This window comes from Fontibacter flavus (assembly GCF_042432905.1).
GTDB lineage: Bacteria > Bacteroidota > Bacteroidia > Cytophagales > Cyclobacteriaceae > Fontibacter > Fontibacter flavus.
In genome coordinates, this window is sequence record NZ_JBHLWI010000032.1 from 16522 (window position 1) to 42096 (window position 25575).

Here is a 25575-nt window from a genome sequence, read left to right on the forward strand (position 1 = left end):
TAACGATGGAATTTACAATTTGGATATTCAGGAATATTGGTATATTCAAAAACTTAACCGATTCATCATGAAGTACACAGGATTTTATTGGATTTTAACATTCTTTTTGATCTCTATACAGGCATTTTCACAAAATGACACTTTGCCGGAGTCTGGCAAAAAGAAAATTTTCACTTTTAAAATCGATGACAATATAGACCCTCGGATGAACCGAAGGGTGAAATTAGCCCTTGAGGATGCGGAAAATAAAGGCGCTGACATGATCATCATCGAAATGGACACCTACGGTGGGGCTGTAAACGATGCCGACGATATCAGAACCATGATTCTGGAAACAAAAACACCAATCCATGTTTGGATCAATAAAGATGCAGCATCAGCAGGAGCATTGATTTCTATAGCCTGTGACAGTATTTATATGGCCCCAGGAGGAAGTATAGGTGCTGCCACAGTAGTGATGGGAGGAGGTGGAGAGGCTGCTCCAGATAAATACCAATCTTATATGCGCTCGATGATGCGCAGTACTGCTGAAGCAAAAGGAAGAGACCCCAAAATAGCTGAAGCCATGGTGGATGAAAACCTGGAAGTCGAAGGAGTTTCCGCAAAAGGTTCTGTCATCACTTTTTCTGTCTCTGAAGCCATTGCCAACGGATTCTGCGAAGGACAGGTTAATTCTATAGCTGAAGTGATCGAAATACAGGGAGTCGACAACTTTGAAATCCTCGAATATGAAAGTTCCAATGTGGAAAGTATCATTGCATTCTTTCTCAATCCGGCTGTCAGTGGCTTTTTGATTTTGGTGATTTTCGCAGGTATTTACTTTGAAATTCAAACTCCTGGCGTAGGTTTTCCCTTAGCCGCATCTTTGACCGCCATTGTCTTATATTTCATCCCATATTACCTCACCGGCCTTGCCCAAAACTGGGAAATAGCGGTTTTCATAGCCGGCTGTATCCTCCTATTGGTAGAAATATTTCTGATTCCAGGTTTTGGGGTGTTTGGTATCCTAGGGATTGCCGGCATCCTGACAGGGCTGACCTTGGGAATGATCCCAAATGACGCCTTTGACTTTACTTTCGTACCCTCCGGTGAGTTATTTGTAGCCTTATTGACCGTTATTCTTGCCGCTATCGCCGCAATTGGATTGATCTTCTTTTTTGCTCCCAAAGTAAACCAATGGAAGGCTTTCAGCAGCATCGCTCTTGCCACTACCCAGAGAAGAGACGAAGGCTACACTTCCACTTCCTACCAGGATGGCCTTTTGGGAAAAGAAGGTATTGCCCATACCCGCTTGATGCCAAGCGGCAAAGTCCTGATTGAAGATGAAATCTATGATGCCTATTCTAGAGGAGAATTTATTGACAAGGGAGAAGCAATCAAAGTTATCAGTACGGAAGGCACTTCTCTGAAAGTAAAAAAATCTTCTTGAAAAAATCCGTCTACAATTCATCCTCGAGAAGAGATGTGTTGTGGTTGGAAAAAACGAATACTATTATCAAACCAAGACTGACCTTGCCTTTCACGTAAATATTCCCGAATGCTTCAGGCAATTCAAATTTTCAATTTATTTTCGTGTCATGAATTCCAATACCTCCATATACGAAGCAGTAGGCGAAGCGAAAATCAAAGAGATGGTTCATCACTTTTACCAGAAAGTGTCCCAAACCCCCGAACTGCGAAAGCTATATCCCGAAGAAGATCTCGAACCGGCAGAGGAGAGATTATTTTTATTTCTCATCCATGTCTTTGGAGGGCCCCATACTTATCTGGAAAAGCGAGGCCATCCTATGCTAAGACGCAGGCATTTTCAATGGGCCATTGATGATAAAATGAGAAATGTATGGCTGGACTGCATGTCCCACGCGATGGATCAAATAGAATTGGACACCAATACCAGGGAAGCCATGATGGGCTATTTTATCAAAGTGGCTAACCACATGATCAACCAATAAGATGTACCTGTTCAGAAGGATTTATTCCATTTACGCATTTCTGGTCTTTATGATCACTTTCCTGATCCTGTTCCCAATGTTTTTGATAGCAGCATGGGTTCCGGGCTGGGAAAGATATGGCAGGAAAGTCAATCAGTTTTGGGCAAAGTCCTATTTCTTATTGATATTCAAACCTGTAATCATAGAAGGCAAGCAATATATCAAAAAAGGACAGCCTTATGTATTTGCCGCCAATCACTTTTCCTATATGGATATCGCCATGATGGGATTGATTCCAGGTGATGTGGTATTCATCGGTAAAAGCTCCATTAGAAAAGTCCCACTTTTTGGCTATTACTTCAAAAAACTACATATCGCAGTAGACAGGTCATCAGTCAAAAGCAGGGCAGAAGTTTTTTTAAGAGCAAAAAAAGCCATCAGCAATGGAAGCAGTATTGTGATTTTCCCAGAGGGAGGTATTACAACCGGTGAACCACCCCACATGAACCGATTCAAAGATGGCGCTTTTAGCATGGCCATAGATAAACAAATACCTCTGATTCCTGTCACCTTATCATATAATCATTTAATTTTGCCGGATGACGGGAAATTCCTGTTACATTTCAAAAAGGGGAAAATTGTCTTTCATGAACCTTTGGAAACAAAAAATATGACTTCCAAAGACCTTGTATCACTCAGAGAATCCTGCTACAATATTATTCAGGATCAACTTTGGGAAGACAATCATTTACCCGGTCATGAAAAGACAAAACTGAAGACATCATGAAAATAGATTTAAATACTGTAAAAAAAATTGCCCATTTGGGAAGATTGGAGTTTGACGAAAAAGGCGCAGAAAAAATCCAACAGGATATGACCCAAATCCTGGACTGGGTAGAGCAACTCAATGAAGTGGACACAGAGGGTGTTGAACCCATCACCACCATGTCCTCCGAGGTTAATGTGCTAAGAGAAGATGTGGTCGGAGAGCACCTGTCTCACGACAAAGGACTCCTCAATGCGCCTCAAAAGGATTCCGACTATTTCAGGGTACCTAAGGTTCTGGAATAATGCCGAACAGACAGGTACAAAAAATTGAAAATTTAATCTTTAAAACGCTTCCTATGGTGCTCAGTGTCATAGGAAGTATTTTGCTTTTGATGGTTTATTTTTTCTGGAAAGATGGTCATATGCCCATCATTCCTGGGCTTTTCACCGAAACCACCTCTGTACCCATCAGTTTTGCACAGATTGTTTCAGAAATTATCCCCATCGAGATGGATAATTTTCTGGTATTCCAATCATTTGAATCCCTACCTCCGCTAGTTTTTCCTTGGGTCAGTATCTTGTATGGTGCAATCATTTGGTTGTTATTTAATCTTGGACTTGCTCTGATCAGTGCCTTGAAAAAAATGTACTTTATCGCTGCAGCGGCCTTTACAATTTTTCTTTTGACTTTCAGCGGCATCAATGGGCTAAATATCGGAGGTATTGCCAGCAACTATGCCCTTATCGGCTTGATGACAGGTTCTTTGGTTCCCGTAATCTTCATTTCCTTTTTTTCACCACATTGGTATCTATGGAAAAGATTATTAATCATTCTTCTGGTCAGTTCCACTACGCTTTTTAGCCTTAAAAACTTTTCAGATATCCACGAGCCTTGGTTATGGTTGGCTGAACATGCTACTTTTCCTGCAACCATTCTTTCCGCATTGTTCCTCCTTCATATTGGCCATGCTATCATCTCAGGAACTGCGGTCATACTGATTCATCTCAACAAAGGAACCGGCATCAAGATTTCCTGGCACCTAATAGTTATCTTTCTTATTTACTTTCTTCTGCTTGTTTTCACTTTCCTTTCCCTCACAGGGGAAGTCAATCTGCCATTCCCTACCATCCCTCCCATCATCCTGATGCTGTTAGCTGGCGGATTGGGATATACTGTTGTCAAACTGAAAATCGAACAAACCGAGCAGGCATTCGACATCCCTTTGGTAGGAAAGAGCTTTTATTGGATCGGCTTTGCCTTTACCGTATTCACCTGGGGAAAAGCTGGTTTTTCAGGTAATCAACCCCTGTTTGATCTCTTCAACCATTTATTTATATATGGACAACTTGCACTGAGCCTGCTCTTCTTTCTTTACCTGATGGCTAACTTTTCTCAAGTCATCAATTCAGGTAAAGACATTGAAAAAGTTATTTTCACCCCAAAATTCTTTGCTTATTTCCATATGAGAATTGGGGCAGTCATGGGCTTGGTGATCCTTACAGTCTATGCAGATGCTGTTATCGGTGTTCAGCTCAGCACAGCCAGTATCAATAACGATGCAGACTATTACTATCAGAGCAACAAACCTTTGGAGGCTTCTATCCTTTATGAAAACAGCTGGATGCAATACAGGCGAAACCAAAAAGCCAAAAATGCCGCTGCCCATCTCCGATTTCAGCTTAAGGAACCTTCCCAAGCTGTAGAACATCTGATTGAGAGTTTTGATTATGCCCCAAGTGTACCGAATATCCTTTTGCTAAGCGCAACCTTGCATAGACAGGACAAGGTTTTTGATGCTTTATTTTATCTGGAAAAAGGATTGGAAATTTTCCCAAACAATCCCTATCTGTGGAATAACCTGGCACTGCTTTACTCTAAACTGAACCGACCTCAAGATGCTTTGGAAAGTTTAGCAAATCTTCCGACTTCCAACGAAGCATCCCAAGCAAATCTATTAGGCCTACAGGTCAAACATAACATAGTCTTATCAGAAGAAACCAACATCCCAGATGATCTGATTTTCAAAATCAATTACCTTACCTTAGCCAATAAGCAGGGAAATTACGCGCCATTTACACTTGATACATATAATTTACCTGAAAATTACCATCTCAAGACTTCCATCCTGCGCAATCAATGGAGTAACAAAATTGAAGGAAACCTAACAGCCGACCTTGCATTATTGGACAGTTTAATTGCTCAGGAACAAATGAGTTATGAAGAGCGGAATTATAAAGAAACCCGCATCATCAGGACAATACAGAGCGGGTATATAAATGAAAGTTTGAAATATCTGAACGGCATGGCCCAAGCCTATCCCAATTCAGCAGGCTATTACCATTCACTTGCTTCGAAGATATTGGTCGGCCAATTGGACTTTCAAAAAGCAGCCATTGATTTATTGGTAGCTGTGGAAAGAGGCTTTGAAAATTTTCAGCCCTTCCATTTGGCTGTTTTGTACTTCGGAGATAAGCAAGCAGAGGCGGTGGGGATCAACAGAAAATTTGAAGTTCCTTTTCCAATCTGGATGGATTGGGATGAAACCGGCAGATTAGTATCAAACCACCAAACCCGTTTTTGGAGCTCAGTATCCAAACTCCATCAAATGCTTCCTGACCAGTTTATGGAGGCATTGGAAAACATTGAAGAACCGCTTCTGAAAGCGGAGTGGGCACTTTACCTGATGAAACACAAGTTGCATTGGCTGGACAATGCCAAATTTGAAATAGTAAAAACCACCATTTTAACTCATATACCTGAAACCTGGACAGCTGAAGAGTTGGATGCTTGGTTTTCTTTTGTCCATCAAGGACAAGATCAATTACCTACTAAGATTCAGGAAGTCCTTCAACCCTGTCGGGGATTGGACAGAAATGCCTATTGGGCACCTTTGGTCTGGAAAAAAGTGAAAGAAGAGCCGGATGAGCTTAACAAATATGAAATATTACAGGAAGCCATCCAATTCAATCAAGACCCCAGGTTATGGATTGCTTATGTGAAACAAAGCAGAAAAGTAGGTCTTGAAAGTTATGGTAGCAATGCCCTGATGACGATGCAGGGCTGGCTGAGTCCTGCCCAGATAGACCGGCTTCAAATGGAAAACTTCTAACCATAAAAAGCGTTAAATGACCTAATAACTTTTCCTTAAGTTCTTTTTCTCTTAAATTCAGCAAAAATTATTCTCCGATGAAAAAAATCATAGAAACCAAGGATATCCAAAAAACCTACATTATGGGAGCTGAACAGGTCAGGGCTCTGAGGTCAGTATCCATTACCATCAATAAGGGTGAATATGTAGCGTTCATGGGGCCATCCGGTTCAGGAAAATCCACCCTTATGAATATCATCGGCTGTTTGGATACGCCAACTGCAGGTACTTATATCCTGAACGACAAGGATGTGAGTGATATGACTGAAAACGAACTCGCAGAAGTGAGGAACAAAGAAATCGGTTTTGTCTTTCAGACTTTTAATTTGCTTCCTAGAGCCTCTTGCCTTGAAAATGTTGCCCTTCCTTTAATATATGCCGGATATAACAAAACAGACCGTGAAGAAAAGGCCTTTGAAGCCTTAGACAGCGTGGGATTGGGAGACAGGGTCCATCATAAGCCAAATGAACTTTCAGGTGGTCAACGTCAAAGAGTGGCTATCGCCCGGGCATTAGTAAACAATCCAAGTATTATTCTAGCGGATGAGCCTACGGGTAACTTGGACTCCAAAACTTCCTATGACATTATGGAATTATTCCATGAGCTGCATCAGAAAGGGAACACCATTATTATGGTAACCCACGAAGATGATATTGCCCATTATGCTCATAGGGTAGTCAGATTGAGAGACGGGTTAGTGGAATCTGATACCATCAATCCAAACCCGACAAGAGGTAGGACAGTTGAGGTAACAGAGTAAAGGCCTAAGTATTTGAATTAGATTTAGTACTTTTGTGCCAATAAGGGGGCTGCGATTATTTCACCCGTAAGAATTAAAAGATGAAGATTTATACCAAAACAGGAGATACAGGTCAAACTTCTTTGCTCGGTGGAAGGAGAGTTTCCAAAGCACATCTGAGAATCGATGCCTATGGCACAGTAGATGAACTCAATAGCTTTATTGGCTTGCTTAGGGATCAAGAAATCAACCAAAAAAGAGAGGATTTACTGAAAGAAGTTCAGGACAGACTTTTTACCATTGGCGCAACATTGGCAACAGAACCTGGAAAAGAAAATGTAAAAAAGCCGGATCTTCACGACGAGGATTTAGAAGTACTGGAAAAAGAAATTGATGAAATGGAGTCAAAACTGCCTCCTTTAAGGCATTTTATTCTTCCAGGCGGCCATCAAGTGGTTTCCTTTTGTCATATTGCCAGAACGGTCTGCAGGAGAACGGAGCGTTGTGTCATTGACCTGATGGAAATTGAGCACGTAGATGAAATTATTGTAAAATATTTAAACAGGCTTTCAGATTATCTTTTTGTGCTGGGAAGACTGATTGCCCAGGAGTTAGGAGTTGAAGAAGTTACCTGGAAGCCAAGAATGTAATCAGATGAAATCGAGCATGATTCAGGACAACCATTAGAGTCTTGATTATCAACTATGCCAGATTCCATCTGACCTTTGAAAAAACACTATAACAGATGAAAACCACTTTACAGATCAACATTACCAAAACCTCAAAATCAAGATTACAGGAAACAGATTTTGACAATTTGGTTTTTGGTAAATCCATCAGTGATCACATGTTTGTCGCAGACTATAAAAATGGTGAATGGACAGATTTGAGAATTGAACCTTATGCGCCGCTTCACCTGATGCCTGCCAATTCAACCTTGCATTATGGTCAGTCTATTTTTGAAGGCATGAAAGCCTATAAAAATGAAGCCGGTGAGGTATTGCTTTTCAGAGCCGACGCCAATCAAAAGCGCCTGAATGAATCTGCTGTAAGGATGTGTATCCCTGAGATTCCTGCTGAAATTTTCATGGAGGGCTTGACTACTTTGCTGGATTTAGACAGGGCATGGATCCCAAACAAACTTGGTCATTCCCTTTACATCCGCCCATTTATTTTTGCTACAGATGATTACCTAGGAGTCAGACCGTCAGAAACTTATAAATTCATGATTTTCACCTGCCCGGTTGGAGACTATTATTCCAAGCCTGTGAGTGTAAAAGTAGAACAGAAATACACCCGAGCTGCTGAAGGAGGTACTGGCTTCGCAAAGGCTGCAGGAAATTATGCCGCCTCTCTCTATCCTGCCCTTCAAGCCCAAAAACTAGGTTACGATCAGTTGCTTTGGACAGATGGCAAGACACATCAAAACATAGAAGAAAGTGGTACCATGAATGTGATGTTCATGATTAATGATACGCTTATCACCGCTCCTACTCATACAGGAACCATCTTGAAAGGCATCACCCGCGACTCTGTCCTAAAAATTGCCAAAGAAATGGGATATACAGTAGAAGAAAGATTCCTGACGGTCAGTGAACTGGAAAATGCCCTGAAAAAAGGCGCTTTACAGGAGGCATTTGGGACCGGAACAGCTGCAACTATTGCCCATATCGCAACAATCCATGTCAATGGAACCGATTATGAGCTACCAGCTAAACCAAGCTATGCCTTCTCTCATCAGGTTTTGAAAAAACTCGATGATATCAAATATGGAAAAGTGGCAGATACCAGAGGCTGGATCATGAAATTTTAATATTTTAACATATACATAAAAAACCATCCATTTAGGGTGGTTTTTTCGTTTATTTAGGAGTAAGTATAACCTTTAAGTCTATGAAGTTTAATTTAAGCCTGATTTTCATTTTTACTTTTTTTCTAAGCCTGATAGCAAATCCTGTTTTTTCCCAAAAATTTATACTCCTACAAAAAGGCGCTAATCAAAAAACCAGGTTAAAATATGAAATCGGGGAAGATTTCACCTACAAATCCAAAGACATGGCATTTTATGTAACGGATAAAATTGTGGATATCAAGACCGATATTATTGTATTGACAGAAAATGTACTTCAACCTTCAGACATTGTGGCGGTAGATATCAGCAAAAAAGATCCCCGAAACTCCACCCTGAAAAATCTCGGTTCGCTGGGCATGGGCGCTGGAGGATTATTTTTACTTGTCACCTCTGTCAATAGCTTATACCAAGAAGGTGATTTATCTACAGTAGGAAACTCCATTGGTTGGCCAATTGGTTTTTTCACAGCAGGTTTTATCATTTCAAAAATACAGTATAAGGAATTCAAACATAAGGGCAGAAATAAAATACAGTTGGTACTGCTTTACTGAGATTGAAAAGAAATAGGTTTAGACCATAATTTTTCCGAATTTTGCACCTCGAAAAACAAAATAATTTATGACATCAGACCAGTTGAAAGACTTGAAAGCCCGCGTTTCGGCTTTGAGGAGGTATCTTTGACTACGATAAAAAGAAAGCTGAGATAGAAGATTTAGAGGCAGTTTCTGCACAGCCTGAATTTTGGAACAATCCGGAAGAGGCTGAAAAAACAATGAAGCAGATACAGGCCAGAAAAAGTTGGACCAGTTCCTACGAAGGAGTGGAGACTATCCTTCAGGATCTAGAAGTCCTATATGATTTTTATTCCATGGATGAAGTTTCCGAAGAGGAAATCAAAGTGGAATATAAAAAAGCCCAGAAAGCTGTAGAAGAACTAGAGCTGAAGAAAATGCTTAGTGGTGAGGAAGACCAACTTTCTGCCATGCTGGAAATCAACCCGGGTGCAGGTGGGACAGAAAGTAATGACTGGGCTTCTATCCTGATGCGTATGTACATCATGTGGGGTGAAAAGAACGGCTATAAAGTGACCGAAGTTGACCTTCAAGAAGGTGAAGTCGCGGGTATAAAATCCGTTACTTTACAATTTGACGGACCTTTGGCTTATGGTTTTCTGAAATCTGAAACAGGTGTACACCGATTGGTGAGGGTTTCTCCTTTTGACTCCAATGGCAGAAGACACACTTCTTTCGCCTCTGTCTATGTTTATCCTGTGGTGGACGATACGATAGAAATCGACATCAATCCTGCAGATGTAGAACTCCACACCTCAAGATCAGGTGGTGCAGGTGGGCAGAACGTGAACAAAGTAGAAACTAAGGTTCAATTGACCCACAAACCAACCGGCATTGTGGTAGTCTGCCAGATAGAACGTTCGCAGTTGGCCAACAGAGAAAGGGCCATGCAGATGTTAAAATCCAGACTATACCAAATGGAGATGGAGAAGAGGAATGCAGAAAGGGCAAAAATCGAATCGGGTAAAATGAGAATAGACTTTGGTTCTCAGATACGAAACTATGTCCTGCATCCATACAAGCTGATTAAAGACGCAAGAACAGGACATGAAACCTCAGATGTGCAAAGTGTTCTTGATGGTGATCTGAACGAATTCATCAAAGCCTTCCTTTTAGCGCAGAGCGAAGAGGAAGCCAATCAAAATTAAATAGACCTATAAACCTTCCAGGTATTGATCCTGGGAGGTTTTTTTAGCATCCTGCAGCATCATCAATGAAATTTCTCCCTCCCTTCTTTACGCTGAATTTTTTCTTGCTCTGCCTGAGCTCTTTTTTGTTTTTCGCTAGTTTCAACATGATCATTCCTGAATTACCGGCATATCTGACCTCTTTGGGAGGAGAAGACTATAAAGGATTGATCATCGCTCTTTTCACTCTGACTGCTGGCTTATCCAGGCCCTTTAGTGGTAAGCTTGCGGATAAAATAGGAAGAGTACCTGTCATGATTTTTGGGGCGGCCATCTGCTTTGTGGTCAGCTTGCTTTACCCTGTAATCACTTCTGTTGCCGGCTTTTTACTATTGAGGTTTGTTCATGGTTTTTCTACCGGCTTTACACCTACCGGTGTCTCCGCTTATGTCGCAGACATCGTTCCCTTCAATAGAAGAGGTGAAGCAATGGGCTTACAGTCATTATTTGGCTCCATGGGTATGGCTGCCGGACCTGCTTTTGGGGGATTTATCGGTCAAATTTGGGGAATTGAACCCTTGTTTTATGCTTCTGCATTTACAGCAATTCTATCTATCCTGGTAATCATCAGGCTGAAAGAGACCGTAAATGAAAAAGAGAAAATGAGCAGAAAACACCTGAAGCTGCACCGCCATGAAATCATCGAAAAAAGGGTGCTCAAACCTTCATTTGTATTGCTCCTGACTGTTTTTTCATTTGGCACAGTTTTGACCATTATTCCGGATTATTCTGAATTTCTGGGCATCCAAAATAAAGGCCTGTTCTTCGCAGTATTTACCTTGTCCTCCCTGGGCATCAGAATAATAGCGGGTAAAACATCTGACAAATACGGAAGAATCCCCGTCATGAAAGTAGCCACCATTTCTATGACCATAGCGATGATGATGATAGCCTTTGCCCAAACCAAAACCATGCTCCTGCTTGGAGGGGTTATTTTCGGCTGCTCAGTGGGCATGAACTCCCCTACCATTTCTGCTTGGACCATCGATTTATCCTTGGATGCGTTCAGGGGAAGGGCGCTGGCCACCATGTATATTGCCCTTGAAGCAGGTATAGGCATCGGTGCACTTGTATCAGGGTATGTATTTGCCAATAAATCAGAAAACTTCCCATTGGTATTCGCCATTGGAGGAATTACTTCACTCTTGGCATTTTTCTATTTGTTTACCCTTCCAAGGGAACAGAAATTCTTGGTGCCAGAAGACAAAAACCATTAATGCAACCACTGGCGCAACACCTTAAAAAAAATCCCATGCCTTTTTAGACATGGGAAATTGTATGCAGATTAACAGCTGATTGATCATAAAGATCTAAGCAATTTATAGCGTTACAGATTACCAGTTTTTAAGATAGCCTTGATTCCTTGGAATAATCATGAAATCCTGCTGTCTACCATTCAGGTAAGTCACTTTTTGCCCGTCATAAAAGGCTCCTTCTTCCAACATAATCCTCACATCTTTGTTCCATTCTTTTACAAATACCACAGCATTCAGCTCTATGGCATACACGGTGTTGGGATAGAGAGGATAATCTCCTGCACCTGGGGTGTCTCCCTGATTATCCCACATACCAATAGTAGGTCCGGAGGCATGTCCATGGAAACCAAGAGGATGGGAATAAATACTTCCTCTGATCCCTTCTTTTTCCATAACTTTTCGGCTCTCTCTCAAAATTTCATTCCCTGTTCTACCTGTCACAAAATTAGAAGTGAGGATATCCTGAAGCCTGTTCCCCACTTTGAAAGCGTCTTTTAAATATTGTGGGGCATCATTCTCCCCTGGTTTGAGGACATAAGCCAACTGTTGGGTATCTGTATTCAATCTTAAATAGGTGATCCCAAAATCAATGTGCAACATATCGCCTGGCATAATCACCTGAGATTCTGCCTTTACGGCAAAAGATCTTTCATGTTCTTTCGATCCTGGATCAGGCCTCTGTATATCTACACTTGGATGGAACCAAGTGTCCAATTTCAGTTCTTTGATTCGCTCTCTATACCACCACTGAACATCTTCTGTAGTGGTAACTCCTGGGGTGATCACTTTTTCTGAGAGACCATCCTGAATGATATCATTCGCGATTGCCTGAATATGTCTATAGGTAGCCATCTCAGATGGGGTTCTGCTCTCCAACCATCCTACAGCAAGATTTTGTGCAGAGGTGATTTTTTCATGCATCTCCTTAGGGAGGTATTCTTTCAAGGTATTGTATTCAGTCACATTCAAACCATCGGCATGTCCATAATCCTTGGCGATATTCAACCCTATTTTTTGGGGATTTCTCTTAACGATCAAATCCGTCAAGGCCTTCCATTGGTCAGGCTGTGTATCTGGATCCCAGGCCTTTTTGAAAGATTTACCCACATCATATCTCGCCACAGCCAAGGTTTCTACTTCTTTAGATCCCGGTGCCTTATACATCAACAGCATAGTCCTTCTTCTGGCCGCATGCCAAGTAGCAGGCAGAAATGTACGGATGACCGGATCTTCATTGTATTCACGTGAGATGATTACCCACATATCAATCCCTGCCCTGTCCATCAAATCGGGCAAAAGTGTCTCGATTCTTTCTTCAAGCCATTGATCGATGACTGCTGCCTGCTCCCTTTGACTGAGCACATGGAATTTTTGGGCAAAAGCTGTCTGGGCCAATAAAATCACGGACACCAAAAGCAATACGGTTTTTTTCATATTTTCTATTTTAAGATTGTATTATGCATCTTTCTTTTTCCAGCAATTTCGCCATCTCTCCTTTGTCCCAATTCTCTTTCATCTCCTTCATGCTGGCATCATGGTCCTTTTTGAGCTTTTTCCTAAATATAGCCTCCACAAACCTTCTCACATCAGTCTTGCTTTCCAAAATCAGAGCAGGCACACGTGTAGGCTTGTCATCTTCCCCTTTGGCCACCATGGTAAAGTAGCAGGTATTGGTATGTTTGACGACCCCTGTTTTCACATTCTCAGAAATGACTTTGATGCCGATGACCATGGAGCTGTTTCCAACATAATTAACCGATGCCTTCATGGACACGAGCTCACCAACTTCCACAGGCTGCAAAAAATCAACGGTATCAACCGAAACCGTGACACAATAAGCACCACTGTGCTTGCTGGCTGTGGTAAAAGCCACTTTATCCATCAGTGATAAAAGAATTCCCCCATGGATTTTTCCTCCGAAATTGGCATAGGAAGGAATCATTAATTCTGTAATAACGGTCTTGGAAAAGCTAACCGTTCGCGCTGCATCTCGTTCCATATTTTCTTTTGGGAAAATAGGAAAGAAAAGTTTAAATAAAAAGTGAATCTACACCGATGAGAGGGGTAAATTTTGCTTTTGCAACAACTTCGCACTAAGTGAATGGAAACGGTAGAGCAACAGAATCCCGGTCACAGTCAACCCAATCAGCAAGCCATACCAAATTCCTACTTCCTTCATATCCATTACGAAACCGAAAACATAGCCCAAAGGCAAACCTATTACCCAATAAGCTACTAAGGTTACGATCGTCGGTACCCGAACATCGGACATTCCTCTCAATGCTCCAAGGCCCACAACTTGAATTCCATCAGACAATTGGAACAATCCCGCAATGACCAGCAGTGTTGCACTCATTTTGATCACGTCCATATCATCAATATATAGGGAAGGCAAAAACTCCCTGAACAATATAAATATCAAGGCCGTCATGCTCATAAATATGGCCACCATCACGAAAGTAGTGAATCCTGCTTCTCTCAATGTCCGGATATCTTTCCGGCCTAACTGATTCCCAACTCGGATCATTGCAGCCGTGGACAAGCCGGAAGCCATCATATAACTTATTGATGCCAAATTAATCGCAATCTGATGTGCCGCCAAGGCGGTTACGCCTATCCATCCCATCATGATCGCCGCAGAACTGAAGGCTCCTACTTCGAAGATAAACTGAAAACCGGTTGGGACACCAATTCGCAACATCTTACTGATCATTGGGAAGCTGAGCCTTTTCAACTTAAAACTGATATTGAATGGCTTGTATCTTTTTGATTTGAGTATATAATATGCCATAAAAAGACCCATCAACACCCTTGAAATCAAAGTAGCCCATCCTGCCCCATTCAATCCCATAGCTGGAAATCCAAGATTTCCATAGATCAAAACCCAGTTTAGAAACACATTTGCCCCATTACAGATCAAAGTGATATACATGGCCTGTTTTGTTTGGGAAAGCCCTTCTGCAAACTGTTTGAAAGTCTGAAAAAACATAAAAGGCAATAAAGAAAGGGTAATGATAGCCAGGTAAGGAATTGCCAAGACCACCACTTCACCTGGCTGGTTCAGGTGATGCAATAAAGGAGAAGACATCACGATCAATAGGAACAGCATGATTCCTGATGCCATATTGATGATAAAACCATGATTGAAAAGTCTGGAAATCCGCTTTGGGTTATTCTTACCATCAGCCATTGCTACCAAAGGTGTAATGGACATGGAAACCCCAATACCAAACATCAGTACGACGTAAAAGATACTGTTGGCCAGCGAAGCAGCAGCAAGAGGTTCCGCTCCCAGTCGTCCCACCATCATGCTGTCCGCCACACCTACCAACACTTGCCCCAACTGACTCAGCATCACAGGGAAAGCCAAAGAAAAAGTTTTGGAAAAATTATCTTTAAAATTGGAAATCATGATCAATAAGCTGATTTAAATATTCAAGAGTCTTGCAACTTTCAATAAGCCCGCTATAGAAATCCCATCTGTGATTTCTCCATCCATCACTTTTTGAACTGCATCTTTTAAAGGCAACTTGAGAATTTGAAGTTGCTCGGTTTCTTCAAATGCTGTTTCTCCCTGACTGAGATTTTCAGCCAGAAACACAAATCCCTCCTCATCTGTGACAGAATTAGAGGTATGGATCCTCATTATCATGGTCCACTTTTCAGCAAGAAGGCCTGTTTCTTCCTTGAGTTCTCTTTGAGCTGAATCAAGAATATCTTTGGCAATCGGCCCGCCCCCCATGGGGATTTCCCATGAATATTCATCCAAGGGATAACGGTACTGCCCAACAAGCCAGGTATTGCCTTGTTCATCTATTGGAATAATTCCAAGCGCCTTGTTTTTAAAGGAAACCTTTCCATAAATACCATCTTTCCCAGAAGGAATAACGACATCATGTTCTTCTAACTTGATCCAAGGGTTTTCGTAAATGACCCTCTTCGATTTTGTTTTCCAAGGATTTTCCATCATATAACATAAAAAAAGGGTGACTGGAAGCCACCCTTTTCACTTTGTATTCTTATTAAGTTTTAAGCAGGGATAGGCAATACTTTGCTGTCCTTAAAGGTAGAAAGAATAACCATAGATTGCATGGAATCCACCTCTTTGATTTCACTTACTTTTTCAAGCATCAGCTTTTGGTAAGCCGTGATGTCCTTAGCAATGATCTTCAAAATAAAGTCACCTGTACCGGTAATGTGATGACATTCAATCACCTCATGAATACCATTGATCTCTTTCATGAAAGCATCAATATTGGTTTTGTTGTGACCTATTAAGCTCACCAACACAAATGTACTGACACCCAAACCGATTTTTTCAGGATCCAATTTGGCATGATAACTTTTAATTATACCTGACTGCTCAAGTTTTTTAACTCTTTCCAAAGTTGGAGCAGGTGAAAGTCCAATGTCTTTTGAAAGTTGTGCGTTAGTTATTTTGGCGTTAGCCTGAAGGATCTCAAGGATCTTGCGGTCTATTTTGTCGAATTTCACTTTTATGCTGTTATCCATAATTGAAGAATTTTCAAAATTTTATGTCGTGCAAAGGTAATATATTTTGATATTGTTTTAAAGCAATTATTCACAAAAAACGTGAGTAATTTCGAAATATTGTTACATGATTGTAGTGATTTCGAAATTTTTACATGGATTTCACTCCATATTACTGAATTAATTCAAATTATCTCTTGAATTTTAAAACAAATAACGAGAAAACATGAATTAAAGTTTATTCTTTTTGATATATTCTCTTGCCTCTTTGTGTGCCGGGTGCTTTCTTTTAGCGTATTTTTTCACCTGATTGAAATACTCTTTGGCTTTGCTTTTATTTTTTTCCTCATTGGCCATTTTACCCAATGCGATCAGGGAGTACAAATAATAACCACTTTCCTGGCTTTCGGACTCTTCCCCATAAGAGAGGGTTTGCAAATAATATTTTTTTGCCAATGGCTTATCATTCACCCTATCATAATATTGGGCAAGATAGAATGCAGCATACCTACCACTATTGGCTTCATAACCGGTCCATTTTTCTTCAATTCTTCTAAGAATTTCTTCAGAATGTACTTTGGACTCCACTATTCTGCCCACTGTATACAAATGCCGAGCATATGATCGGTGGAAATACGGGTTGTTAGGAAACTTGGAATGCAGATAATCCGTGATGGCCAAGGCTTTATATGGCTGCTTTTCATCGGAAGCATATAACCTAAAGAGGAAATACTGTGCCTCAACTCTTGCATAAAAAGCATTTTGGGCCACATCTTCCAACTGCTTCAATCCTAATTCTTTGTTGCCTTTAGGAAAAAGGGCCACCACCGGCTTAAGAATCGGATAATTTTCAGGAATCCAAACCGAGAAATAATTGAAAAGCGCATCACCCAACAAGAGTTCGGGATTTAACTCCTCTTCACCCCTGCTCAAATTGAGATATTTCAAAGCGTTTTTACCCGCAAAGGTCGCTCTGGTCCAGCTTTTCCTCTCACTTAACAATCTTCCTTGAAACCCATAAGCACCAGCGAGGAAAAACGCAGCTTCTTTATTATCAGGTTCATTATCCAATATTTTCTTTGCTTTGTCAATGACCACATCCATCTGCTTGAGAAAAAGATCATCAAAACGTTTATTTTCTACATCTGGAGCAATTTTCCACCAAGTACTGAGCCCCTGTAAAAAATATGGCAGCGGATGTTCAGGATATTGATATTCCATGACTTTGAAACCTCTTTCCGCCTTTTCAAACTCAAAATTGTACAGCGCATTTACCGTCTCGGTAATCCTGAACTGCAAACCTTTATCCAAAAGCAAATATGGAGATTCTCCTTCGCCAATCTTATCCAAAGCCTGCATTCCAGAAGACTCCTGCAACTGCCTTGCCTGAAGACCTTCTAAAAGAGACGCCGGAAAAGCTACTAAGCCTAACACACAAATTATTACTGCTATTTTAAGACTAGCTCGCATTCTTATTCTAAATTTTCTACAAAATTAAGGGGTATTCCAAACAATCGTTTAGATTTGGCATAATTATTTTAAAATCATGAGCAAACCGCAGACCCTAATCTCTCAACGCATGGAATCAGTTTTAGATTTCGATAAGAGGTTATTTTTTTTCCTTTTGGTTATTTTTTTCATTCTGATCAGGTATATCACCAATGACCTGATCCTGGAATCCATACCTGGTTACGAAAAACTCGAAAAAGATGGCTCTCTGACCATTTTTCACATTTTCAATACGCTCAATTATCTCTGGACTCCGTTTGCGCTTTTATGGAAGTTTACATTGACTGCTTTCATTATTTGGACAGGATCCTTTGCCTTTGGTTATAAAACCTCTTTTGTGAAACTCTGGCAGTTTGCCCTCTTTGCAGAGATTGTATTTATCGTTCCAGAGTTGCTTAAAATGATTTATTTCATTCAACCTGCTGATGGGGTCACCTTTCAAGAGATACGTGATTTTTATCCATTTTCTTTGTTTTCCATGATTGATGCACATTCAGTTGCCTCAAAATACCATTACCCTTTGAGGGCCCTCAACCTTTTTGAACTGATCTACATCATCCTATTGATTTTAGGCTTTCATACCATCAGCAAACGAAGTATCAAAGAGTCTATTCTAGTCATCCTGTTCAGCTATGTCTTGTTTTTCCTGTTATGGCTGATTTTTTACATTTTGGTATATAAATAAGCCCATTCCCAAAAAATCATCGGGGCATCTGTTTGTTAAATCTTATATTTATCTCATTGAAATAGCATTTCTATGAGAACTAACAAACGAATCCTTTTATGGCTTGTCGTGGTCCTGTTGTCCTTTCAGACTTGGGCACAGAATGAGCCCTCTTATGTTGACGTCAACTATGAAAAAACAGAGTATCAAATCCCGATGCGGGATGGCGTCAAACTTCACACAGTAGTCTATACTCCAAAAGACAAAAGTCAGAAATATCCCTTTGTCATGCAGAGAACACCTTACAGTTCCGGTCCATATGGAGAAGGAAAAATGAAAACGGCATTGGGTCCTTCCCCTAAAATGATGAAGGATGGCTACATTTTCGTGTATCAGGATGTACGTGGACGTTGGATGTCAGAAGGTTTGTATGACAACATGAGACCTACAGTACCAACCCGCAAAAAAGGCAGCAAAGAAATTGACGAGAGTACCGATACTTTTGACACCATTGAATGGTTATTGAAAAACATCACCAACCACAATGGTAAATTCGGTCAGTGGGGCATATCTTATCCTGGTTTCTACTCTGCTGCATCTTTGCCATTTGCAAACCCTGCCCTTAAAGCAGTATCCCCACAAGCCCCTATTGGGGATTTCTACTTTGATGACTTCCACCATAATGGTGCATACATGCTCAGTTACTGGGGTGCAACACCTGTTTTTGGCTACCAACATGACGGCCCAACAGATAAGCCTTGGTACAAAATGGTGAATCCCGGAACAAGGGACGCCTATCAGTTTTTCATGGACATGGGTTCATTGAAAAATGCTGACAAATATTACGGTGAGGACAATTTCTTCTGGACCCAATTGAAAGAAAATCCAGATTACAATGAATTCTGGCAAAAAAGAAGCATTATCCCGCATCTAAATGATGTGAAACCCGCTGTGATGACTGTGGGCGGATGGTTTGACGCCGAAGATCTGTATGGACCTTTGACGATCTACAAAACCATTGAAAAAAATAACCCTAACACTTACAACACTTTGGTGATGGGACCTTGGTCCCATGGTGATTGGTCCAGGGAGAGAGGGTATCAGACGGTGTCCAATATTTATTTTGGAGACTCCATCTCCACTTGGTACCAAAACAATGTGGAAGCTGAATTTTTCCACCATTTCCTTAAAGGCGCTGCCGATGGCAAAACAGGCTTGCCGGAAGCGTATGTGTTCGACACAGGCAAAAATGAATGGAGAAAATTCGACAGCTGGCCTCCAAAAGCAGCTGAAAATACCATCTTCTATCCTCATGCAAACGGGAAATTAAGTCAGCAAGCACCAATAGGAAATGCGGTTTCAACTTTCGTATCCGATCCTGCCAAACCAGTACCGCATAGCCCTGATATCAAATTTAACTTCACTCCGCGAAAGTACATGGCCGATGATCAGCGATTCGCTGCGAGAAGACCCGATGTTTTGGTATTCGAAACAGATGTCCTGGAAGAAGATGTGACTTTGGCAGGTGAAATCATGGCCAAATTAATGGTTGCCACTTCTGAAACAGATGCAGATTGGATTGTGAAATTGGTGGATGTGTTCCCTGGTGACACCCCAAATCATGACTATATACAGCAAGGTACCCAAATGAGCCATTACCACATGATGGTCAGATCTGAGGTCATCAGAGGCAGATACAGAGAAAGTTTTTCTGAACCAAAACCATTCGTTCCGAATCAAAAAACAGAGGTGCCACTACAGCTGCAGGATGTCATGCATACCTTCAAAAAAGGCCATAAAATCCAGATTCAAATCCAGAGCACTTGGTTTCCTTTGATCGATAGAAACCCTCAGAAATATGTTGAGAATATTTTCAAAGCAGGTGATGGGGATTTTATCAAAGCGACACATTCCGTCTATCATGATGCTGATGCACCTACAGCCATTCATGTTCAGATTTTAAAATAAAACAGATGCAAAAAGTTTAAGAAGAAAACGGGGAAATAACCTTTCCCCGTTTTCTTCTCTTACCCCCTCAAACAATTTCTCTCAAAGCATATAGTATCTGGCATCTAGTTTTTGGTACATCTTGATTCTTGTTTCTTGTTTCATGCCTCTTGAATAGAATCTAGTCTCTCGCTTCTCGCTTCTCGCCTGTCGTATCCCGTATCTCCCATCAATTTTCCCCACTTTCCGCCAAACTTCTTTACCTTTGTTGCTGTTAACAGGAATAAATAAACGAGAGATTTTATGAATCCATTATTGGAAAAATTCAATACCCCTTTTGAAACACCACCTTTTCATCTCATTAAAAACGAACACTATCTCCCTGCTGTCAAGGAGGCCATACAATTGGCAAAATCAGAAATTGAGAATATCAAATCCGCTTCTTTACCTGATTTCGAAAACACCATCGTAGCCTTGGATAGAGCAGGAGAAAAATTGAATATTATTTCAGCTATCTTTTTTAACCTCAATAGTGCCGAAACTAATGATACTATACAATCTTTGGCAAGAGAAATCTCACCTCTACTAACAGCGCATAGCAATGACATCCTATTGGATGAGGAGCTATTCGGCAGGATTCAGCAAGTTTACGAACAAAGAGAACAACTCATTCTTACTGAGGAACAAAAAACTTTACTTGACAAAACCTATAAAGCCTTTGTCAGAAATGGCGCCAATTTGGATGATGCGCAAAAAAACAGACTTCGGGAAATAGACAGGGAGTTATCGCAACTTGGACTTAAGTTTGGGGAAAATGTATTGGCTGAAACCAATAAATATGAATTGGTGGTAGAAAATGAAGCCAACCTATCTGGATTACCTGATGCCATTAAAGAAGCAGCTGCACAAACGGCGGAAGAAAAAGGTAAATCAGGCAAATGGATCTTCACTTTAGCATTCCCTAGTTATATTCCTTTCATGACCTATGCGGACAACAGGGAATTGAGAAAAGAACTTTTTATCGCCTACAACACCAAATCCTGTAAGGGTGATGAACTGGACAATCAGCAATTCATCAAGGACATGCTACGTCTGAAAAACGAAAGGGTAAACCTTTTGGGCTATCCAAGGTATGCTGATTTTGTGCTGGAGGAGCGAATGGCCAAAAGCGCCCAAAACGTAAAGGACTTTTTGGAAAACCTACTGGAAAAAGCCAAACCAAAAGCTCAAGAGGAACTGGCTGAACTGACTTCATATGCCAATAAACTGGACGGTTTGGAAAGATTGGAGAAGTGGGATTTTGCCTATTATGCCGAAAAACTGAAAAAGCAGAAATACGAAGTAGATGATGAGCTTCTACGTCCTTATTTCAAATTGGAAAATGTGATAGAGGGGGTATTTACCACAGCTGAAAAGTTATATGGCATTAAATTCATCGAAAACAATGAGATCCCTAAATACCACCCGGAGGTCACAACCTATGAAGTACAAGACTTGGATGGTCATCATGTAGCGGTTTTCTATGCCGACTTTTTTCCAAGAGCAGGTAAAAGAAATGGTGCCTGGATGACAAGCTTCAGAGGCCAAAAAACCATAAACGGCAAAGACCAAAGACCACATGTTTCCATCGTTTGTAATTTCACCAAACCAACCAAGACAAAACCTTCCTTATTGACTTTCAATGAAGTTACGACTTTGTTCCACGAATTCGGGCATGCCTTGCATGGTATGCTTGCAAAAGGGAATTATGAGTCCCTTTCAGGAACGAGCGTTTATTGGGATTTTGTAGAATTGCCTTCCCAGATTTTCGAAAACTGGTGTTATGAAAAAGAGTGTCTGGATCTGTTTGCAAGGCATTACGAAACAGGCCAAACTATCCCTGCAGACCTGATACAAAAAATCAAAAATGCCGCAAACTTCCATCAGGGTTACCAAACTTTGAGACAGATCAGTTTTGGACTTCTGGACATGGCATACCATGGAACAGACCCTGCATCAATATCCGACATCAAGGTTTTTGAAAAAGAAACCATGAAGGCCACGCAATTGCTGCCGGAGGTGGAAGGCACTTTGATGAGTACTTCATTCTCCCATATTTTCCAGGGAGGTTATGCCGCAGGCTATTACAGCTACAAATGGGCAGAAGTATTAGATGCCGATGCTTTCGAGTTGTTCTTGGAGAAAGGGATTTTCGATCCTATAACAGCAGAATCCTTTAAAACGAATATCCTTTCTGCCGGAGGAAGTGAACATCCATCGGTACTTTTCAAAAGATTCCGAGGAAGAGATCCCAAGCCAGAAGCTTTACTGAAAAGAGCTGGGTTGGCAAATTAAACAGCATTCATTGTATTGGTAGATCAAAAGTCCCACATAGGAACCTTTATGCAGAAAGTAAATTGGGCTTTCCAGGATTCCTTTGTGGGACTATACAAAAATGTCTGTCGATTTAAAAAACGACCTTATTTAACCTTATTTTGATCTTTTCTGAAATGCAAAGGCGGAGCCATATCACCAATCAAAGGCTCGTATTTCAAACCTCCCAGACGCTCATCGAATTCTTTTCTCGCTTCCTTGATCAATAAAGGATTCAAAATCAAATCCTTTCCGGTCAAGGCCATCGTTTTGGCAGCAACCATCATCCCTTTATAACCAATGCTCATCCCGTCAGCTGCTACAGCCTGCCAGGTATGGGCTGCTGTTCCAGGTACCCAAGTAGCTGTACCTAGCCCTACTGTAGGGACAACATAACTCACATCACCCACGTCTGTCGAAGCTGGAAAATGCGTCAATTGATAAGGTTGAATTTCTTTGGCCACGGAAAGCGGCGGCACCCTTGGTGTATTGAAGGTTGTCTGAATTTCACGGGCAAATTCAATTTCCGCCTCATCATATTCAACACCACCTACAGTGCTAAGATTTTTATGCATTGTCTTTGCTAAAGTCTCATTGGGAAGAAGACCATAGATTCCTGCCACAACCTCCACCTCAACTCTTGTTTCAGTACCCATAGCTGCACCTTCAGCAGCTTTAATCACCCTTTGCCAGATGTTTTTAACTTCCGTGACATCAGGGTGACGAACCATATATTCTACCACAGCATAATCAGGAACTACATTTGCTGCCAAACCACCATTAGTAATCACATAATGAATTCTGCTCCCCTGATCTACGTGTTCCCGCATCATATTGACCATCATATTCATGGCTTCCACGGCATCTAGGGCAGACCTACCACGATCTGGAGCTCCTGCAGCATGAGAGGTCTGACCGTAAAATTTGAAATACCCCTGCATCACCGCAGTACAAGTTGAGGCATTGGCTGCATTACGATCACTTGGGTGCCAATTGATTACGGCGTCTACGCCGTCAAAAAGACCATCTCTTACCATATAAACCTTACCGGCACCACCTTCTTCAGCCGGCGTTCCAAATATTTTGATGGTAGCCTTAATATTATTCGCATCGATCCATTCTTTTAAGGCTACACCTGAGGCCACTACAGCTGTTCCAAATAGATTATGGCCACATCCATGACCATTCCCCCCATCTACCAATATAGACCTGTAAGGTACTGCATCCTGAGAAAGACCAGGCAGGGCATCATATTCTGCCAAAAACCCGATTACCGGACCTCCTTTATCATAAGTTGCCAGAAATGAAGTGGGCATTCCGGACAAGCCTGTTTCTACACTGAAGCCAGCAGCTTTCAATTCATCGATTAGGACTTTAGAACTCGTGAATTCCAAATATCCCAATTCAGGATTTTCCCAAATTTCTCTGGCAGCTTTGGAATATCTTTCCGTATTGGCATCAAGATTCTTGATGATAAATGAATCATGGGAAGTTTCCTGTGCAAGGATAGGCAGGTAAATCAAGACCCCTAAGATGCCAAGTAATGTTTTTTTCATATTGCGGATTTTTTAGTGGATAATTTCATGAATTTCTTCTCCTCTAAAATTAAGAGAAGGTTTTTTAATTCAAAACATAATAAGAAACAAGTTGAATCGTTGAGCATAAAAAGGATAACAAAAGCTTTCCGATTACAAAAAAAGAACGTCATGATCAAAAGAATAATGTTTCGCTTATTTGAAAAAAACATCAATACGGGCTAAAAATGATATTATTACCGATGCTACCAAGCGAAATAGGCTAAAAATGAAAAAAGGACACGGTTGCTCCGTATCCCTTTTTAAACTCCTTAATCCATTTGAAAAGCATTAGCTGTTGTATAAACAAGCTTAGCACTCTTGGATCCTGTTAGACCACAATGAGTAACCCAACAAGGACCAACCAAACGATTGACGAAACCGCCAAAAGTATTCTGAATTGTTTTTCCTCGTTCATAGCTGTTTTTTTGTTGAATATACAAAGTAAATTGTTGCGTTTCAACAGTTTTATAAAATTTTATTTGCAATTATTTTTTCCGCTCTGAAAATCACTAAATTAGTTCATGATAATGCTTTTGATTTTTGGACATATTTGATGCTGTCCACTCTATTTTGGTATCCATCTGATGCTTGCGTACAGGGCATTCGGTAATCTGACAATAATGGCAGCACATATCCGGGATACAAGGATCTGCATGCACAAACACCTCCATGACTCCCGGCCAATCGGCCTCCAGCACACTTTCCAACTCCTCTACTTCGTCGTGAACCTGACCCAGATCAAGGTAATAGGGCAAGGTGAGATGCAGGTCAATATGCCTGTCTCCACCATATTGCTGTACCCTCAGGTTATGGATATCTATCCAGTTTTGTTTTCTATTATCGTTGATGGCTTTAACCGTAGCATCAACCGCAACTGGATCTGCCTCATCCATCAATCCCCCCACTGATCGCCTGACCAGGCCATATCCTGAATAAATAATGTAAAAAGAAAATAAGATGGCAATCACCGAATCTAGAAAATCAAGACCTGTCAGCAAAATCACAATGACACCCAGAATCAACAGAAAACTGCTCATGGTATCCGCCAACAAATGTTTCCCATTTGCTTCTAACGTCAAACTATTCAGTTCCTTACCTTTTTTCTTTAACACCACCCCCAATACGCCATTCACCAGACCTGAAAAAGCCACCAAGACAATACCCTCCAACAAATGCTCCAGCTCATTGGGGAAAAAGAAATTATAGACAGCCTGATAAATGATAAACAGGCCTGCCAACATGATCAAAGTACCTTCAACTCCAGCACTGAAAAACTCAATTTTCCCATGGCCATAAGGGTGATTATCATCCTTGGGCCTTGAACTGAGGTAAATGCTGTATGTTGCAAAACTGGCAGCGACCACATTCACAATACTCTCGAGTGCGTCGGTTAGAATGGCTGTTGATTTGGTAATGTAAAATGAATAGAACTTGACAATCAGCAATAAAAAGCTGACCACAAAAGAGATTTTTACCCAAACAGATTTATTACTTTCCACCAGTGAATTTTTAAAGTCTCAAAATAAAGCTATTTTTAAAGATATCTGAAGCAAAGCATGAATTTAAAAACACTTTATCGC

At 41.0% G+C, this 25575-nt stretch carries 22 protein-coding genes; 14 read left to right on the forward strand and 8 right to left on the reverse strand.

The window, feature by feature from the left end:
* Positions 1–67 precede the first annotated feature (67 nt).
* The 11 genes from ACFFIP_RS11610 to ACFFIP_RS11660 all read left to right on the forward strand — a co-directional run bounded on the left by ACFFIP_RS11610 (position 68) and on the right by ACFFIP_RS11660 (position 11416).
* Positions 68–1429 carry an NfeD family protein gene (locus ACFFIP_RS11610; RefSeq protein ID WP_382387817.1) on the forward strand — a complete coding sequence of 454 codons (1362 nt, stop codon included), beginning with the start codon at positions 68–70 and terminating at the stop codon, positions 1427–1429.
* 148 nt (positions 1430–1577) lie between these two features.
* Complete coding sequence (locus tag ACFFIP_RS11615; RefSeq protein ID WP_382387818.1) at positions 1578–1952, forward strand: globin domain-containing protein; 375 nt, start codon at positions 1578–1580, stop codon at positions 1950–1952.
* 1 nt (position 1953) lies between these two features.
* Positions 1954–2718 carry a lysophospholipid acyltransferase family protein gene (locus tag ACFFIP_RS11620; RefSeq protein WP_382387819.1) on the forward strand — a complete coding sequence of 255 codons (765 nt, stop codon included), beginning with the start codon at positions 1954–1956 and terminating at the stop codon, positions 2716–2718.
* Positions 2715–3002, forward strand: a complete 288-nt coding sequence (gene gatC, locus ACFFIP_RS11625; protein ID WP_382387820.1) for an Asp-tRNA(Asn)/Glu-tRNA(Gln) amidotransferase subunit GatC — start codon at positions 2715–2717, stop codon at positions 3000–3002. Before ACFFIP_RS11620 ends, gatC begins: the two co-directional genes overlap by 4 nt.
* A gap of 53 nt (positions 3003–3055) precedes the next feature.
* Positions 3056–5809, forward strand: a complete 2754-nt coding sequence (locus ACFFIP_RS11630; protein ID WP_382387821.1) for a tetratricopeptide repeat protein — start codon at positions 3056–3058, stop codon at positions 5807–5809.
* A gap of 77 nt (positions 5810–5886) precedes the next feature.
* A complete protein-coding gene (locus tag ACFFIP_RS11635; RefSeq protein WP_382387822.1) occupies positions 5887–6609 on the forward strand; it encodes an ABC transporter ATP-binding protein in 723 nt (240 codons plus the stop codon).
* Between the two features lie 80 nt (positions 6610–6689).
* A complete protein-coding gene (locus ACFFIP_RS11640) occupies positions 6690–7238 on the forward strand; it encodes a cob(I)yrinic acid a,c-diamide adenosyltransferase (RefSeq protein ID WP_382387823.1) in 549 nt (182 codons plus the stop codon).
* A gap of 95 nt (positions 7239–7333) precedes the next feature.
* Entirely contained in the window at positions 7334–8401 is a 1068-nt protein-coding gene (locus tag ACFFIP_RS11645; protein ID WP_382387824.1) for a branched-chain amino acid aminotransferase, read from the forward strand.
* Between the two features lie 80 nt (positions 8402–8481).
* Positions 8482–8991 (forward strand): hypothetical protein, encoded by a 510-nt coding sequence (locus ACFFIP_RS11650; protein ID WP_382387825.1) that lies wholly within the window; start codon positions 8482–8484, stop codon positions 8989–8991.
* A gap of 67 nt (positions 8992–9058) precedes the next feature.
* A protein-coding gene (gene prfB / locus ACFFIP_RS11655; RefSeq protein ID WP_382387826.1) for a peptide chain release factor 2 occupies positions 9059–10160 on the forward strand; the annotation gives its coding sequence in 2 pieces (ribosomal slippage) (positions 9059–9118 and positions 9120–10160; 1101 coding nt in all).
* A 65-nt stretch (positions 10161–10225) separates the two neighbouring features.
* A complete protein-coding gene (locus ACFFIP_RS11660) occupies positions 10226–11416 on the forward strand; it encodes an MFS transporter (RefSeq protein WP_382387827.1) in 1191 nt (396 codons plus the stop codon).
* A 117-nt stretch (positions 11417–11533) separates the two neighbouring features.
* Here ACFFIP_RS11660 and ACFFIP_RS11665 read toward each other — a convergent pair whose 3' ends face one another.
* The 6 genes from ACFFIP_RS11665 to ACFFIP_RS11690 form a co-directional block, all read right to left on the reverse strand.
* A complete protein-coding gene (locus ACFFIP_RS11665; protein ID WP_382387828.1) occupies positions 11534–12889 on the reverse strand; it encodes a M24 family metallopeptidase in 1356 nt (451 codons plus the stop codon).
* Positions 12890–12899: 10 nt separating this feature from the next.
* Positions 12900–13454 carry an acyl-CoA thioesterase gene (locus ACFFIP_RS11670; protein WP_382387829.1) on the reverse strand — a complete coding sequence of 185 codons (555 nt, stop codon included), beginning with the start codon at positions 13452–13454 and terminating at the stop codon, positions 12900–12902.
* A 48-nt stretch (positions 13455–13502) separates the two neighbouring features.
* A complete protein-coding gene (locus tag ACFFIP_RS11675) occupies positions 13503–14867 on the reverse strand; it encodes an MATE family efflux transporter (RefSeq protein WP_382387830.1) in 1365 nt (454 codons plus the stop codon).
* A 15-nt stretch (positions 14868–14882) separates the two neighbouring features.
* Positions 14883–15425 (reverse strand): NUDIX domain-containing protein, encoded by a 543-nt coding sequence (locus ACFFIP_RS11680; protein WP_382387831.1) that lies wholly within the window; start codon positions 15423–15425, stop codon positions 14883–14885.
* Positions 15426–15484: 59 nt separating this feature from the next.
* Positions 15485–15967 (reverse strand): Lrp/AsnC family transcriptional regulator, encoded by a 483-nt coding sequence (locus ACFFIP_RS11685; RefSeq protein WP_382387832.1) that lies wholly within the window; start codon positions 15965–15967, stop codon positions 15485–15487.
* Positions 15968–16177: 210 nt separating this feature from the next.
* Positions 16178–17305, reverse strand: coding sequence for a tol-pal system protein YbgF (locus ACFFIP_RS11690; protein WP_382387877.1), 1128 nt, complete (start codon positions 17303–17305; stop codon positions 16178–16180).
* Positions 17306–17525: 220 nt separating this feature from the next.
* On the opposite strand from ACFFIP_RS11690, the gene ACFFIP_RS11695 reads away from it, so the two are divergent.
* The 3 genes from ACFFIP_RS11695 (at position 17526) to ACFFIP_RS11705 (ending at position 22400) form a co-directional block, all read left to right on the forward strand.
* The gene (locus ACFFIP_RS11695; RefSeq protein ID WP_382387833.1) at positions 17526–18140 is read left to right on the forward strand and encodes a sulfate ABC transporter permease; all 615 of its coding nucleotides are present in this window, start codon (positions 17526–17528) and stop codon (positions 18138–18140) included.
* 72 nt (positions 18141–18212) lie between these two features.
* Positions 18213–20087, forward strand: coding sequence for a CocE/NonD family hydrolase (locus tag ACFFIP_RS11700; protein WP_382387834.1), 1875 nt, complete (start codon positions 18213–18215; stop codon positions 20085–20087).
* Between the two features lie 282 nt (positions 20088–20369).
* The gene (locus ACFFIP_RS11705) at positions 20370–22400 is read left to right on the forward strand and encodes a M3 family metallopeptidase (protein ID WP_382387835.1); all 2031 of its coding nucleotides are present in this window, start codon (positions 20370–20372) and stop codon (positions 22398–22400) included.
* Between the two features lie 125 nt (positions 22401–22525).
* Here the strand turns inward: ACFFIP_RS11705 and ACFFIP_RS11710 are convergent, their stop codons facing one another.
* Both ACFFIP_RS11710 and ACFFIP_RS11715 read right to left on the reverse strand, forming a co-directional pair.
* The gene (locus tag ACFFIP_RS11710; RefSeq protein ID WP_382387836.1) at positions 22526–23974 is read right to left on the reverse strand and encodes an amidohydrolase; all 1449 of its coding nucleotides are present in this window, start codon (positions 23972–23974) and stop codon (positions 22526–22528) included.
* 530 nt (positions 23975–24504) lie between these two features.
* The gene (locus tag ACFFIP_RS11715; RefSeq protein WP_382387837.1) at positions 24505–25494 is read right to left on the reverse strand and encodes a cation diffusion facilitator family transporter; all 990 of its coding nucleotides are present in this window, start codon (positions 25492–25494) and stop codon (positions 24505–24507) included.
* Positions 25495–25575 lie beyond the last annotated feature (81 nt).